This window comes from Avibacterium endocarditidis (assembly GCF_965138825.1).
Lineage (GTDB): Bacteria > Pseudomonadota > Gammaproteobacteria > Enterobacterales > Pasteurellaceae > Avibacterium > Avibacterium endocarditidis.
In genome coordinates this window covers 22,562-36,194 of sequence record NZ_CBCSDH010000007.1, presented here as the reverse complement: position 1 = coordinate 36,194, position 13,633 = coordinate 22,562, and the positions used below count along the sequence as shown (strand labels likewise).

Here is a 13,633-nt window from a genome sequence, read left to right as displayed (position 1 = left end):
TCACATAAATGAATAGATTATTGAATAACCCGCAAAAAAATCGGGCGATAACTTGCTTTTTTCTGCCAAGATTTCGATACAAAATGGACGACCACAAAGGCAAGTGCGGTGCAAAAAACGATAAAAATGCCTTGCCACAGTTCGGTTTGGAAAACCTGATCGGCGATCAGCGTGGAAAGCAATAAGGTGAGTAAAGGGAAAAAATACACCAGCAAACTAGAAAAAATCAGCGAACGTTCCATTAAACCAATTTCGATAATTTGCCCTGCTTTGACGGGGGTGATGGTTTCCACCTCAAAAAAATGCGCCGTGCCTGTGCCGTTCAGTTCCGCCAGTGCAGCTGAGCCACAGGCAGACTTTGCCGCGCAGCTCCCGCAGGCACTTTGCGATTGGCATTTCACTTGCGCAATGCCAGATTGATAAGAAATAACCACCGCACTTTCTTTCAGCATTTACTTCACCTTAATATCTTGCACGATGCGTTTTGCGGTAGAAATCGGTAGCTGCCCTACAAGGGTAAATTCGTTATCGCCAAAGGTTTCGCTATAAAAGGTTCTGGTGCCATTCCACCAGCCGTTTTTTTCTTCATTTGGCAAAATTGAGCTTGAGCGGTAAAGGGTGAAGGAAAATAATCCATCGCTGTAAAGCTGCGCTTCAATGCGTTCTTCACCATTGGTTTCCACACTACGATTAATCAACTTAAAGCCGTTTGGTAACCAGCTTGGCTGCCAGTTAAAGGCTTCTTTGCTTGGTTGGAAAGTGGTTTTGTCATTAATCAGTGCAGGAAAACCCATATGATTAATGGCATTGAGCAAATCATCAAATTGTTCACTTTGATATAAATTCACTACGCGGAATTGTTCTAGCAGATTATTTTCTCGATCTAACACATCACTGCGTAGCAACAAATGGCTTTGCTCATCAATAAAGAGCACATATTGATAGCGAAAATCATCTTTCGGCAAAATGCGAATGGTTTGCACCACGCGATCTGCCACGCGGTTGCGTCCAATATAGGTGAAATCATAATTTTGTTTCAGCGCATCAAGATTGCTCCACATAATCGCAGGCAAGCTGTCCACAATATGATTGGCGTTAATCGAGAATGGAGAATAATTCGGTTGGAAATAACTCACCACATTATCACGTTGCACAATTTGCTGCGGCATTCCGTCAAGGGTGAGCAGTTGGGCGTAGGTTTTGCCATTATGATAAATATGGCTATAACGTAATGAGGCCATATTCGGCGTGGTTTGCACGAAAGCAATTTCATAGTTCAGATGAGAACCTGCCTGTTGCATTTCGTCTAGCAATTGGCGTGGCTGGACTGCATCAGGTTCTGCCGCCCATAAGGGATTTACAGAAAATAGCACTAAGGAAAGTGCGGTGATTTTTTTGACCGTTTTTAACATCGTTATTCACATATAGGATATAAACAAATTCACCACCAAAAATGGTGGTGAATAACCTAAACTTCATTCATTGTTATTTCTGATTTTGCAAATTTAATCTATCCGCATAAATGCGTTTTTGCAATTCGTAGCTTTGTAGCATTGAATCAATGCGTTTATTTTTTTGCTCAATTTGCTCAGGCGTAATCACCGATTGGGTTGGCGCATTATAGCTCACCTCTTGCACGGAATTGTTAAATGGCAAGGTTTGCAACACAGGCGCGTCTTGGTTTTCTTTGCCATTGTGCGCCATAAAACTTTGCACGCCCATCACCGCAACTAAGCACACGCCCGCTGCCACCGCAAATTGAGTCATTGGCATAAACCACGCTTTCAGTGTTTGCATAAATGGAGATTGCGCAGTTTCTTCTGGCATTGGTTGAGAAACCATCGGTTGTGCCACCACAATTTCTTCTTGCTCAATTAAATCTGCCATTTTTGCAGTGAAATCCGCCCCCAATAATACTTCACTTTCCTGACGCATTACTGCACGAATAGTATGAAAATTTGCCCAGGATTTTTGTAAATCAGCATCTTGGCAAAGTTTTTCTGTCATTGCCTCGCTGATTTGTTCGCCATCAATGTAAGCGGAAAGTTGCTCTTTTTGCATTGTAAACTCCAGGGTTTTCTCTTTTTTAATGTTATTAATGTTGTATTAGCCTTGAAGAAGGGGTTGAATTTTATTTTCGATAATCTCCCTTGCTCGGAAAATACGCGAACGTACCGTTCCGACAGGGCAATTCATAATATCGGCAATTTCTTCATAACTTAATCCTTCTAACTCACGCAAGGTGATGGCGGTTTTTAAGTCTTCTTGCATATTATGAATGGTATCAAAAATGATCTTCTTCAATTCACCAGATAACATCTGATTTTCGGGCGTATCTACGTCCCGCAAATTTGTTCCCACATCATAGGATTCTGCCTCATCTGCCAGAATATCTTCATTCGGCGGGCGGCGTCCCTGTGCGGTTAAATAATTCTTTGCCGTATTCACGGCGATACGATATAGCCAAGTGTAGAAAGCACTGTCACCGCGGAATGATTCAATAGAGCGATACGCTTTAATGAATGATTCTTGTACAACATCGGGAATATCATTCGGTGAAACATAACGGGTTAATAGCCCTGCCACCTTATTTTGATAACGCGATACCAACAAATTGAATGCTTTCTTATCTCCCTGCTGTACCCTTTCTACCAAAGCCTGATCTGTTAGCTGTTCAGTCATATAACCTCTTATACACCTCTAACAAGCCTTGATACACAAGACAGCAAGCTCGTGTTCTCTTAGAGGGGTGAAAATCGTAAAAGTTCAATCTTTTTATCAAATTAGCTCGATAATTTTTCTTGTATATAGGAAACCATTTGCTGTAATTCAAGATCTGGCGCAGGTTTTCGGTTAAAAAACCACGAAAATAACTGTAAATCCGTTGCCGCCAATAGACGCACAAATGTAGCTTTTTGTTGCTCATCTAGCTCATCAAAATGCTGCTGAAAGAAAGGCATAATCACTTTATCTAACTCCAACATTCCACGCCGACAATCCCATTCAAGGCGAAATTTATTATATTTTTCCATTTCTGTTCCCTGTTGAACTGAATAATGGGGGGATTATAGCGGAATTTGCTTTTTCTTGTACGAATAATTTCAGAGAAAAAAACGCAAAAAACCCGACATCTAAGTCGGGTTTTGAGGATAACAAAGTGCGGTTATTTTTCCGTAAGTTTTGGCTTAATAACTGCATAAATCACGCCTGTTAGCGCCGCACCAATGGCAATTGCCGCTAAATACATTAATGGCTGAGTTACAAATGGAATCACGAATAAACCACCGTGTGGTGCTTGTAAGCCGATAGATAAGCCTAAAGAAATCGCGCCAGCCACTGCTCCACCAATAATGCTTGATGCAATCACGCGCACAGGATCAGCCGCCACAAATGGCAATGCACCTTCAGAAATAAAACATAAACCTAATACGAAAGACGCTTTACCCGCATCACGTTGATTGGCGGTGAATTTTTTGCGTGCCAATAATGTAGCAATTGCCATTCCAATTGGTGGCACCATACCCGCTGCCATTACTGCAGCCATTGGGGTATAAACGCCAGAAGCGATCAAGCCTGTGCCGAAAGTATAAGCTGCTTTGTTTACTGGACCGCCCATATCCACACACATCATCGCCCCAAGCACCGCGCCTAATAACAACGCATTGCTTTGTCCCATTGTGTTGAGCCATTCCACCAATGCGTCCATTAAGCCTTTTACCGGTGGATTGATCAGATAAATCATCACCAAGCCAACAATCGCAGAACCGATCAATGGCAAAATTAAAATCGGTTTTAATGAACTTAAGCTGGCTGGTAATTGAATAGCTTGGTTTAAGAATTTCACCACATAACCTGCAAGCAAGCCGGCAATAATCCCACCTAAAATCCCTGCACCTGCGGTGGTGGCAAGCATACCGCCAATTAAACCCACGGCTAATCCAGGACGATCCGCAATAGAAAACGCCACATAACCTGCGAACACGGCAATCATTAAGTGGAACGCTGCACCGCCACCAATATCCATCAAGGCTTTTGGTAAACCACCTGCAATATTCGGATCTTTAAAGGCTTCAATGCCAAACATAAAGGAAATAGCGATCAGCAAGCCCCCTGCGACCACCAATGGCAACATATGGGAAACCCCTGTCATCAAGTGTTTATACAAGCCTTTACGCTCACCTGTGCTTTCTTCGCTGGCTTGTGCTTTGGCGACATTTGCCCCTGTGTAAATCTTCGCTTCTTTAAAGGCTTTTTCAAATTCTTGTGCCGTTTTCTTCAGCGCAAGCCCAGTGGAGGTGCGATACATCGGCTTGCCTTCAAACTTGCTTAAATCCACATCAATATCTGCTGCAATAAAGACAAGATCCGCATTCGCTACATCTTCAGGGGAAATGATATTGCTCGAACCCACTTGCCCACGGGTTTCCACTTTCACATTCCAGCCTTGCTTTTTGGCATATTCAGCAATAGCCTCCGCTGACATAAAAGTGTGCGCTACGCCTGTTGGACAAGCCGTAACTGCCACAATATTTTTCGTTTGATTAGAAAAATCCGGCGCATTTTGCACCGCACTTTTATTTTCCGCCCCATTTGAATTTTCCGCTGGCTGATATTCCACTGCTTCCGCCTGCGCTTGTTTTAAGGTCGCCTCTGGTGCATTAAAGGCGTTTTCCACCTCTGCCACAAACAGTTTTTTACCTTGTAATGCGCCGTTATTTGGCGCACTGCCTAAGGCGATCACTAAATCCGCTTGGCTGGCTTCTGCCACCACGTCATCGCCTTGCTGTTTTGCTGCCGCAGCCAGCACCTGTTTAATCAAAAAGGCTTTGGCATTGCCTAATTGTTGTGTGTTTGTCAAAAAAATCTTCATTGTTCTACCCTTTAATCACTGAAATTTCTACTTTTTCTAAGATTGGTGTTAATAACGCAGGATCGCTCACGCCCACATTGCTTTGCGACACGGCAAAGGCAGACACCGCACTGGCAAACGCCAAGGTGTCTTGCTGTGAAAGCGATTTGCTCAAGCCATAAATTAGCCCTGCCACCATTGAATCGCCCGCGCCCACGGTGCTAACCACTTGCTCGCATTTTGGTGGTTTCGCTTGGAGCACGCCTTGTTCGCTTAACCACAGAGAACCGTCCGCGCCCATTGAAATAATCACATTAGCAATGCCTTGTGCGCGCAATTTTTCTGCGGCCGCAATAATCTCTTCAAGGGTTGGTAAGGAATGCCCTGCCCAAGCCTCAAGCTCACGATGATTGGGTTTCACTAGCCAAGGATTGGCGGATAACCCCGCGCTAAGCGCTGCATTACTGCTGTCTAACACCACTTTTACGCCTGCTTGTTGTAGCTGTTTGAGCCAATCAGCGAAATCTGTTGGACTGACACCGCGCGGCAAACTGCCACACACTGCGACAATGTCAAAATCTTTGCATAACAACAAGGATTGCTGCACAAAATCTTGCCAATCTTGTGGTGAAATTTCATAGCCTAGGAAATTGAGATCCGTTACATCGGCCTCGGTTTCGGTGATTTTCACGTTTATGCGAGTTTTACCCGCCACACGCTGAAAGCGGTCTTCTAAGCCAAGCTCCGCAAACATTGTGTTGAAGTCCCCTTGATTATCACGCCCAAGGAAGCCACTCACCGCCACATCAACGCCTAAATCTTTCAACACTTTTGCCACGTTGATGCCTTTGCCCGCAGGGAATAAGCCTAAGGTTTCCACCGTATTCACTTCACCCAGCTCAATACGTTTTAACCGCCCCACTAAATCATAGGCGGTATTTAACGTGATGGTTGCCACTTTTGCCATTATCAACTCCTACTCACCTAAGCCAGCTTCAATTGCCGCACCAATGCCATCAAGGGCTTTTTGTGCTTCTTCACCAGTTGCCACGAAACGTAAACGATGTCCTTTCACCACGCCAAGCGCCACCACTTTCATCAAACTTTTAGCACTCACTAATTGACTATCGCGATCCACATTTTGCACCGCTACGGAAGCGTTATATTTCTTCACTTCATTAACTAACACGGCGGCAGGGCGTGCGTGCAAACCGTGTTCGTTACGCACCACAAACACCGCCTCAACACTTTCGCTTGGATCTTGATTATCAAGTGCGGTGGTTTTTTCTGCAGTTTTTTCGCTAGCTGCGCTGCTTTCGCCAATCACTTCAATGTGATCCGGTTCTTTCGGCGATAAAGAGGACACTTCTTCCCCTAAACCGTCCGCAATGGCTTTACCAATGGCTTCAATGGCTTGTTTGGCATCTTCACCCACCGCGCTAAAACGTAAACGATGTCCAAGGGTTGCGCCCAATGCCACGATTTTCATCAGGCTTTTAGCGCTGATGGCTTCACCGCCACGGGTGAGATTTTCCACCGTAATTTTCGAGGCGAATTTTTTCACTTCATTTACTAATACCGCTGAAGGACGCGCGTGCAAGCCGTGTTCATTACGCACGGTGAATGTGCCGATAACCGTGCCTGCATTTTCGCTACTGGTATTGGCTGGTGCTGGGTTTTCAACGCTCACTTCACCACCATTAAGTGCGGTCAAAATTTGCTGAGAATTTCCATTTAATAAGGCTTGTTGCACGGAATTTTCTAGTAATCGTGCGAGTAATTCATCAATTTGCTCATTCACACAAGCCACCGTCAACACGCCTTTCACTTCTTTATGATTATGCTGGAAAGCTTGTTTTGCACGGCTGAACGCAAGGGCATTTTTCTCGTTGCCTTGCACCGAATCGGTAAGCCATAAGCCGCCGCCCAGTGGCAATGCAGGAGAGGCGATCACCTCTGCCACAAATTGATTATTCACCGCGCCTTGGTTTTGCAATTTGCCGGCATTAATCGCAATTAAAGTAAGCAGACTTTCCGTATCCACATCAAGGCTCAGATCTTCGCTTTTCACTTCCAGTGTTTCTTCGCCCATTAAAATGGCGCGGAATTTCGCGATGTCTTGTAATGTCGCCAATTTCGCCGCTTTTTCTTCATCGCCTAGCACTTGAGTAAGCTGACGCAACAAGGTTAAATGCTCATCTGAACGGGCGGCAATGCCGATCACCACATAGGCTTTGTTGCCGTCGCCCCATTCAATCCCTTGTGGAAATTGAAACACTTGCACGCCCGTTTCTTTCACCATTGGACGTGTTTCCAACGTGCCGTGCGGAATGGCAATGCCGTTGCCTAAAAAGGTGGACGTTTGCGTTTCGCGCGCCAACATTCCTGCTAAATATCCTGCTTCCACATTGCCCGCTTGTTCAAGCGCTTGCGCCACCAATTCAATGGCTTGCTGTTTATTTTCGGCTTGTGCCGATAAGTGAATATTTTTTTCTGATAAGTTAAGCATTTTCCCTCCAGAATATTGGTTTGAATACCAAATGGCGTTGTGATACTGGCTCACTTCTTCGCAAAACCAATTTGGCGATAAATTTTACTGATGATTTGCTTAACACGTTGTTAAACGCTTGCTGAACATTAAGCAAAAACCTTTCAGCTTAGATAAAAAAAGAAAAGGTTACTGATTAAACATCAGTAACCTTACACATTATTTTCCTGTACAGACTTTCAACACTTGATCGCTACCTTCTGCGATATAACCTTCATCTAAGGAACGCGGCTGCCCTTTTTGTAGATCTCGCATTGCATCATAAATCCCTTGCGTTGCACTTGGCTGGCTGATTTGCGACCAACAATTTGCACTTAAGCGATTGAAATTATTCTGTAATTCAGACGCGAACACTACGCCACTATAATAAGCATAAACTTGGCTATCCACGCCACCACCTTGGTATAATTTCGCTTTCACTTCTTCAATCGGCACTAAAATACGGTTGAGATACCAATCATTCACGCCACTGGCAAAAGAATTCACATCATAATCTTCATTTACACGCCCTGAATAGGTTTGCACCGTTGCCGCATACGCAGAGGCATAGGATTTTTTATCGATTTTCTCTTTATCTAAATCGATCACTTTTTTCTCGTTGTCCATAAACGGCACATAAGAAGTCAAAGAAGAACACGCCACTAAAAAGGCACTTAACACTGAAATTGAAATAATTTTGAACATAACTTATCCGTTTTTTGTTAATCAGATTTTTCTTATTATACTGATTATAATTTGAATAAAAAGCCAAATTTCCGTGATTTTTTCACCGCACTTCGCTTTCTAAATCCGCTAGCGTATTAAAATTTTGGAACGCCTCTTTCTGATCGTGAACATCTACCGCAATCGCACCATTTTCTCGCATAAACTGCAACATTCGCCGCTCACCGCTGTGTAAATAAGTGGCGAGCTTTTCCGCTAGCAAGGTGGAAACCAAACAGAATGTGGGGTGTTCACGCTCACCATCGGTGGCATAAGTGAGTAAAACTGGCGAATTTTCCCCCGCACTTTTGCGATCTAGCAAAGATTGCAAAATGGGCTGTTGCAATTTTTCCAATAAATTCAACGGTAAAAAGGGGCAATCACAAGGTACAAACAGCACAAAATCACTCTCCGCCCGTTTTAGCCCTGTTAAAATACCGCTCAGCGGCCCTTGAAAATCCGCCAATTCATCGGCAAACACTGGCAAGCCAAGCTGCGCATAGCGTTCTTGATTGCGATTGGCATTCACCGCCACCTGTGCCACCTGATCTTTCAAGCGCTGATAACAATGCCACACCAACGGCTGCCCACGGAAAAGCTGCAATCCTTTATCCACCCCACCCATACGCCTTGCCCGACCACCAGCAAGAATCACTGCACTGATTTTCATCTGCCCTCGCTTTGCTTTTCAGCCTATCAAATGGCTTCATTCTACTTGATAAATCCGCAAATAAAAAAGTGCGGTGGAAAAATTGTATGTTTTTCTACCGCACTTATTAAAGCGCTTTTTTCCGCCAGCTTATTCCTTTCTCCCCGCAATTACAGTATTATTTAGCCCTTCATTATCCAAGGTAAGGAACTGTTATGAAATGTCATCGTCTAAATGAAGTGTTGGAATTGTTGCAACCTTATTGGTCGCAAGATCCTGATTTAAGCTTAACCCAGATTTTGCAGAAAATCGCTGATGAAGCGGGGTTTGATAAACCTGTGGCAGAATTAACGGACGAAGTGATTATCTATCATTTGAAAATGTATGGCACAGATAAGCACGAGCCGATCCCTGGGATTAAAAAAGATTATGAAGAAGATTTTAAAACCGCGTTGCTAAAAGCGCGTGGCATTATTGAATAAGGAAAGTTGTAATGAAAAAATTTCTTGTTGCCTTAGCATCATTATTTTTTGTGGCGAATGTACAAGCTGCGGATTTAACAGAAGGAAAACAATACATTGCGTTAAACACTGAACGCGCAGTTCAGCCTGAAGTAATTGAGTTTTTCTCTTTTTATTGCCCACATTGTTATGCCTTTGAAATGGATTATCACATTCCTGAGAAAGTGAAAGCAGCCCTGCCTGAAGGAACAAAATTTAAGCAATATCACGTGAATTTCTTAGGTTTTCAATCAGAAAATCTCACTCGCGCTTGGGCATTAGCAATGGCCTTAGGCGTGGAAGAGAAAGTCAAAGCACCATTATTTGAAGCGGCGCAAACTGCGGTGAAAAATCGTGATCAAAGTGCGCCAAGTTTAGATGCTATTCGTCAAATTTTTATTGATAGCGGGGTAAGTGCAGAACAATTTGATGGCGGGATTAACAGCTTTGCGGTAACGGGTTTGTACAATCAGCAAGTGCAAGCGGCTGAGCGTTTTAATGTACACGGTGTGCCAGATTTCTATGTGAATGGTAAATATCGTGTGAACCCTGAAGGGCTATCGCACAGTGAAGAAGGTTTCATTCAAGATTATGTAGAAACCGTGAAAGCCTTGCTACAAAAGTAACAAATAAATTGCAAAAATAAGCAAAAATTGGTTTAATGCGTGCCGATTTTGAATTCGCAATATTGAGGATATTATGGCAGAAAGTTTTAGCGTAACGCGTCGTTTTTTTGACGATAAAAACTATCCCCGCGGTTTTGCTCGCCACGGTGATTATACAATCAAAGAATCTCAAGCTTTAGAGCAATATGGTCAAGCATTTAAAGCCTTAGATAGTGGTGAGCGTGCGCCTGCAACAGAAGAAGAAAAAGCCTTTGTGGCATTTTGTAAAGGCGAGCGTCAGCCAGAAACGTTCTTTGAAAAAACGTGGAATAAATACCGCACTTTAACCAGCACCACAAAACGTGTTTATACTTTATCTGGCGTGGTAGCGGATAACCTAGAAGAGATGAGCAACGCGGATTAATCTGCCTAGCAAGATCATAAGGCTTGAGCAATCAAGCCTTTTCTTTTTGTTGGCAACGAATAATGAGAACTATCAATGCAAGCCTTACCTATCGAAAAATATGATGAATTATTGGCAGAAAAACGCCAAAAATTGACCGCACTTTTAGCGCCCTTTAATGCACCAGAATTAGCAGCATTTGATTCGCCAAAACAACATTATCGTATGCGTGCTGAATTTCGTGTTTGGCATCAAGATGATGATTTTTATCATATTATGTTTGACCGCCAAACGCGTAAGCCTTATCGCATTGATCATTTTCCGATTGCCAGCCAGCTTATCAATCAGATGATGCAAGCGCTTTTGCCGTTGCTCAAACAGCAAACCATTCTCAAGCATCGTTTATTCCAAATTGATTATCTCAGCACCCTGAGCAATAAAATTATCGTCAGCCTGCTTTATCACAAAGTGCTTGATGAACAATGGCAACAGGCGGCGGTAGCATTACGCCAAACCCTGCAACAACAAGGTTTTGACCTGCAGATCATCGGGCGTGCCTCTAAACAAAAAATTTGTTTAGATCAGGATTATGTGGACGAAATTCTGCCTGTAAACAGCAAAGAATATATTTATCGCCAAGTGGAAAACAGTTTCACGCAGCCCAATGCGGTGGTAAATAGCAAAATGTTGCAATGGGCGATTGATTGCACCCAAAACAGCCAAGGGGATTTGCTCGAGCTTTATTGTGGCAACGGCAATTTTTCTATCGCGTTGGCGCAAAACTTTCGTAAGGTGCTGGCAACAGAAATCGCCAAGCCATCGGTTGCTGCCGCGCAATTTAATATCGCCGCAAACCATATTGATAATTTGCAGATTATCAGAATGTCGGCAGAAGAATTCACCCAAGCAATGAACGGCGTGCGTGCCTTTAATCGTTTAAAAGGCATTGATTTGCAAGCTTATGATTGCAATACCATTTTTGTTGATCCGCCACGAGCAGGGCTTGATCCTGACACGGTAAAATTGGTGCAACAATATGATCGCATTTTGTATATTTCCTGCAATCCGTACACTCTATGCGACAACTTGCAAACCCTGTGCCAAACTCACCGCATTGAGCGTGCGGCGCTGTTTGATCAGTTCCCTTATACTGAACATATGGAATCTGGTGTATGGTTGATCCGAAAATAGCCGTGCAACTGATTTGCGAAACAAAAAATTCGCAAAATTTCACCGCACTTTGTGAACAACAAGGTTTAATTCACCAGCCAGACAGCCCGTTGGCCTTAGTACAAACGGAACAAAACGGCATTGCGCGTTTAGAATTACGCAAATTAGACGAACCCAAATTAGGCGCGGTCTATGTAGATTTTGTCAGCGGTGCAATGGCGCATCGGCGCAAATTCGGCGGCGGACGTGGCGAAGCCATCGCTAAAGCCGTTGGCATCAAAAAAGATTATCTGCCTAGCGTCATTGACGCCACCGCAGGGCTAGGGCGTGATGCCTTTGTCCTTGCTGCCATTGGCTGCCAAGTGCGCTTAGTAGAACGCCACCCTGTGGTCTATTTATTACTACAAGACGGCTTGCAACGGGCTTATCAAGATGCTGAAATCGGTGCAATGATGCAACAAAATATGCAGTTATTGCCGGTAAAACAGATTGATGAACTTGCTCAACAAGGCACGAAAGCAGATGTGGTGTATCTCGACCCAATGTATCCCCACAAAGCCAAAAGTGCCTTAGTCAAAAAGGAAATGCGCGTTTTTCAGCATTTAGTTGGCGCAGATGAAGACGCTGACCAACTGCTTGCCCCCGCCTTACAAATTGCACAAAAACGTGTGGTAGTAAAACGCCCCGACTACGCCCAATTTCTCGCCGAAAAAGCCCCGCACTTTAGTCGTGAAACGAAAAATCATCGCTTTGATATTTATACTGTGATTTAGAGGCATGACTTAATAAAATAGACTTGGTACTGCCACTAGAACTAGTGTTTGCCACATTTTATGCCCTCATCACGTTTAATTTGAATTTGGGGAAATAGTATCTTTTCTTAACCACATACAGCTACTTCTTTTAGAGGCATAGAGATTATAGTGCGCCATCCAGCGTATAAGAGCAGTTGAAAATGCTGATGAACCAACAATGAGTTTGTTATGACAAAAATAACACGCAATGACTTGCCATCTAAAAATCGATTACATTTGGACATAAAAAATCTGCCCTCTTAATAAGTTGGCTGTTTAATCCAACTTTTGAAGGCAGATAGAATGGAATAGCCTTTTAGATATGAATTACTGTAGCGAACGAGCAAGTTTTAACTTTTTAATAGCCGCTTTTGCTTTTTCTTCATCAACCGATTCAAGGTTTGCACCACCAACAAAAAAAACCATTCTTATATACTGGCGAATAAAATAGTTCTTTCCGCCTTGAGTTGTAATATACAAATCATTATTACCAAATTCTGATTCAGTGGAAATTTTATGTTTTCCTGGCTTAACTGTTTTATAGAAATAAATATTTCGTGCGGATTCACCAATAAATTTATCATCAATATAGAGGTTTTTCTTCAATCCTGCACCTAAAATAGAGCCATCACGATAAATATATATCCCTGATTTATCCTTTGTTGGTGCATTGAACTGTTTGGCTTGCACATTTTCAGACTCTGGAGCAACAGCTACTTTCGCACAGCCGGTTAAAATCAAGGTACCTACCAACATTAAAACTGAAAGAATTTTTTTATTTTATTCACCATTTAACTTTAATTAGAATAAATAGCTAAAGTTTACACCGATGGTATTGCTCTTAAATTCAATACTGTTTTTACCCTCTAAGGTTACGCGACTGTAATCAAACCCTGCAACAAAATTATCAGTAATTTTTGCTTTCACACCAGCACCATAGCTAAAACCCACTGCACCGCTGTTCTCAAATGTCACACGATTAAATGCAGGGTTGCTGTCATTCATATCAAAGTTACCATATTCAGCCCCAATTTTTACATAAGGTAAGAAGCGATCAATTTGGTATCCTTGCAAATAATGTACGCCTAAACGTAGGTTTTCTTTAGCAATTTCATTTCCTAGTTCATCTTTAACTTTGTTATTAGGAAGGCTGATTTTACCCTCAACGACCCCAACAAAATTATTACCATAATCAAACATATATCCACCAACAACGCCCACACCAACAGAGCGAGAGCTAGAACCCGTATAATTACCATCATAATAGCTATAACCAAGTTCTTTTACTGGAATAGAAAAAGACTGTTTATTAAAATCAACCTCTGCACCTACGTAGAAGCCTGAAAAGCCATCAGCTTGGGCAAATAATGCTGTACTAGAAAATAATGCTGCCACTAAATATTTTTTCATAAC

At 42.9% G+C, this 13,633-nt stretch carries 17 protein-coding genes; 5 read left to right on the top strand and 12 right to left on the bottom strand.

Annotation, left to right across the window (positions count from 1 at the left end; translation table 11 throughout):
• Positions 1-17: 17 nt before the first annotated feature.
• The 10 genes from ACNAV8_RS05405 to mobA form a co-directional block, all read right to left on the bottom strand.
• Positions 18-452 carry a SoxR reducing system RseC family protein gene (locus tag ACNAV8_RS05405; protein WP_415777349.1) on the bottom strand — a complete coding sequence of 145 codons (435 nt, stop codon included), beginning with the start codon at positions 450-452 and terminating at the stop codon, positions 18-20.
• A complete protein-coding gene (gene rseB, locus ACNAV8_RS05400) occupies positions 453-1,412 on the bottom strand; it encodes a sigma-E factor regulatory protein RseB (protein WP_415777348.1) in 960 nt (319 codons plus the stop codon).
• Between the two features lie 73 nt (positions 1,413-1,485).
• The gene (locus tag ACNAV8_RS05395; RefSeq protein ID WP_103855906.1) at positions 1,486-2,061 is read right to left on the bottom strand and encodes a sigma-E factor negative regulatory protein; all 576 of its coding nucleotides are present in this window, start codon (positions 2,059-2,061) and stop codon (positions 1,486-1,488) included.
• 45 nt (positions 2,062-2,106) lie between these two features.
• Complete coding sequence (gene rpoE, locus ACNAV8_RS05390) at positions 2,107-2,682, bottom strand: RNA polymerase sigma factor RpoE (protein WP_103855907.1); 576 nt, start codon at positions 2,680-2,682, stop codon at positions 2,107-2,109.
• Between the two features lie 101 nt (positions 2,683-2,783).
• Positions 2,784-3,032, bottom strand: a complete 249-nt coding sequence (locus ACNAV8_RS05385; protein WP_103853634.1) for an FAD assembly factor SdhE — start codon at positions 3,030-3,032, stop codon at positions 2,784-2,786.
• A gap of 131 nt (positions 3,033-3,163) precedes the next feature.
• Positions 3,164-4,870, bottom strand: a complete 1,707-nt coding sequence (locus tag ACNAV8_RS05380; RefSeq protein WP_415777347.1) for a fructose-specific PTS transporter subunit EIIC — start codon at positions 4,868-4,870, stop codon at positions 3,164-3,166.
• A 4-nt stretch (positions 4,871-4,874) separates the two neighbouring features.
• Positions 4,875-5,816 (bottom strand): 1-phosphofructokinase, encoded by a 942-nt coding sequence (gene fruK, locus ACNAV8_RS05375; protein WP_103855909.1) that lies wholly within the window; start codon positions 5,814-5,816, stop codon positions 4,875-4,877.
• Positions 5,817-5,825: 9 nt separating this feature from the next.
• Positions 5,826-7,358, bottom strand: coding sequence for a fused PTS fructose transporter subunit IIA/HPr protein (fruB, locus tag ACNAV8_RS05370; protein WP_415777346.1), 1,533 nt, complete (start codon positions 7,356-7,358; stop codon positions 5,826-5,828).
• A 198-nt stretch (positions 7,359-7,556) separates the two neighbouring features.
• The gene (locus ACNAV8_RS05365; protein ID WP_103855911.1) at positions 7,557-8,081 is read right to left on the bottom strand and encodes a hypothetical protein; all 525 of its coding nucleotides are present in this window, start codon (positions 8,079-8,081) and stop codon (positions 7,557-7,559) included.
• Between the two features lie 82 nt (positions 8,082-8,163).
• Positions 8,164-8,769: a molybdenum cofactor guanylyltransferase MobA gene (gene mobA, locus ACNAV8_RS05360; protein ID WP_415777345.1), complete on the bottom strand. Its 606-nt coding sequence runs from the start codon at positions 8,767-8,769 to the stop codon at positions 8,164-8,166.
• 194 nt (positions 8,770-8,963) lie between these two features.
• Between mobA and ACNAV8_RS05355 the strand changes: the two genes are divergently transcribed.
• The 5 genes from ACNAV8_RS05355 (at position 8,964) to ACNAV8_RS05335 (ending at position 12,199) form a co-directional block, all read left to right on the top strand.
• Positions 8,964-9,230, top strand: coding sequence for a YihD family protein (locus tag ACNAV8_RS05355; RefSeq protein WP_103853621.1), 267 nt, complete (start codon positions 8,964-8,966; stop codon positions 9,228-9,230).
• An 11-nt stretch (positions 9,231-9,241) separates the two neighbouring features.
• Positions 9,242-9,874: a thiol:disulfide interchange protein DsbA gene (dsbA, locus tag ACNAV8_RS05350; RefSeq protein ID WP_103854735.1), complete on the top strand. Its 633-nt coding sequence runs from the start codon at positions 9,242-9,244 to the stop codon at positions 9,872-9,874.
• A 73-nt stretch (positions 9,875-9,947) separates the two neighbouring features.
• Positions 9,948-10,277 (top strand): MaoP family protein, encoded by a 330-nt coding sequence (locus tag ACNAV8_RS05345; RefSeq protein ID WP_103853619.1) that lies wholly within the window; start codon positions 9,948-9,950, stop codon positions 10,275-10,277.
• 75 nt (positions 10,278-10,352) lie between these two features.
• Entirely contained in the window at positions 10,353-11,447 is a 1,095-nt protein-coding gene (trmA, locus tag ACNAV8_RS05340; protein ID WP_415777344.1) for a tRNA (uridine(54)-C5)-methyltransferase TrmA, read from the top strand.
• Positions 11,429-12,199, top strand: coding sequence for a class I SAM-dependent methyltransferase (locus ACNAV8_RS05335; protein ID WP_103854752.1), 771 nt, complete (start codon positions 11,429-11,431; stop codon positions 12,197-12,199). Before trmA ends, ACNAV8_RS05335 begins: the two co-directional genes overlap by 19 nt.
• A gap of 348 nt (positions 12,200-12,547) precedes the next feature.
• Here ACNAV8_RS05335 and ACNAV8_RS05330 read toward each other — a convergent pair whose 3' ends face one another.
• Both ACNAV8_RS05330 and ACNAV8_RS05325 read right to left on the bottom strand, forming a co-directional pair.
• Positions 12,548-12,976 carry a DUF2846 domain-containing protein gene (locus ACNAV8_RS05330; RefSeq protein ID WP_415777343.1) on the bottom strand — a complete coding sequence of 143 codons (429 nt, stop codon included), beginning with the start codon at positions 12,974-12,976 and terminating at the stop codon, positions 12,548-12,550.
• A gap of 45 nt (positions 12,977-13,021) precedes the next feature.
• Positions 13,022-13,630, bottom strand: a complete 609-nt coding sequence (locus tag ACNAV8_RS05325) for an outer membrane protein (RefSeq protein ID WP_181021990.1) — start codon at positions 13,628-13,630, stop codon at positions 13,022-13,024.
• Positions 13,631-13,633 lie beyond the last annotated feature (3 nt).

Excerpts from the sequence above, each read along its gene's own strand:
- ACNAV8_RS05405 (WP_415777349.1), bottom strand. The coding sequence starts at position 452 with ATGCTGAAAGAAAGTGCGGTGGTTATTTCTTATCAATCTGGCATTGCG.
- rseB (WP_415777348.1), bottom strand. The coding sequence starts at position 1,412 with ATGTTAAAAACGGTCAAAAAAATCACCGCACTTTCCTTAGTGCTATTT.
- ACNAV8_RS05395 (WP_103855906.1), bottom strand. The coding sequence starts at position 2,061 with ATGCAAAAAGAGCAACTTTCCGCTTACATTGATGGCGAACAAATCAGC.
- rpoE (WP_103855907.1), bottom strand. The coding sequence starts at position 2,682 with ATGACTGAACAGCTAACAGATCAGGCTTTGGTAGAAAGGGTACAGCAG.
- ACNAV8_RS05385 (WP_103853634.1), bottom strand. The coding sequence starts at position 3,032 with ATGGAAAAATATAATAAATTTCGCCTTGAATGGGATTGTCGGCGTGGA.
- ACNAV8_RS05380 (WP_415777347.1), bottom strand. The coding sequence starts at position 4,870 with ATGAAGATTTTTTTGACAAACACACAACAATTAGGCAATGCCAAAGCC.
- fruK (WP_103855909.1), bottom strand. The coding sequence starts at position 5,816 with ATGGCAAAAGTGGCAACCATCACGTTAAATACCGCCTATGATTTAGTG.
- fruB (WP_415777346.1), bottom strand. The coding sequence starts at position 7,358 with ATGCTTAACTTATCAGAAAAAAATATTCACTTATCGGCACAAGCCGAA.
- ACNAV8_RS05365 (WP_103855911.1), bottom strand. The coding sequence starts at position 8,081 with ATGTTCAAAATTATTTCAATTTCAGTGTTAAGTGCCTTTTTAGTGGCG.
- mobA (WP_415777345.1), bottom strand. The coding sequence starts at position 8,769 with ATGAAAATCAGTGCAGTGATTCTTGCTGGTGGTCGGGCAAGGCGTATG.
- ACNAV8_RS05355 (WP_103853621.1), top strand. The coding sequence starts at position 8,964 with ATGAAATGTCATCGTCTAAATGAAGTGTTGGAATTGTTGCAACCTTAT.
- dsbA (WP_103854735.1), top strand. The coding sequence starts at position 9,242 with ATGAAAAAATTTCTTGTTGCCTTAGCATCATTATTTTTTGTGGCGAAT.
- ACNAV8_RS05345 (WP_103853619.1), top strand. The coding sequence starts at position 9,948 with ATGGCAGAAAGTTTTAGCGTAACGCGTCGTTTTTTTGACGATAAAAAC.
- trmA (WP_415777344.1), top strand. The coding sequence starts at position 10,353 with ATGCAAGCCTTACCTATCGAAAAATATGATGAATTATTGGCAGAAAAA.
- ACNAV8_RS05335 (WP_103854752.1), top strand. The coding sequence starts at position 11,429 with ATGGTTGATCCGAAAATAGCCGTGCAACTGATTTGCGAAACAAAAAAT.
- ACNAV8_RS05330 (WP_415777343.1), bottom strand. The coding sequence starts at position 12,976 with ATGTTGGTAGGTACCTTGATTTTAACCGGCTGTGCGAAAGTAGCTGTT.
- ACNAV8_RS05325 (WP_181021990.1), bottom strand. The coding sequence starts at position 13,630 with ATGAAAAAATATTTAGTGGCAGCATTATTTTCTAGTACAGCATTATTT.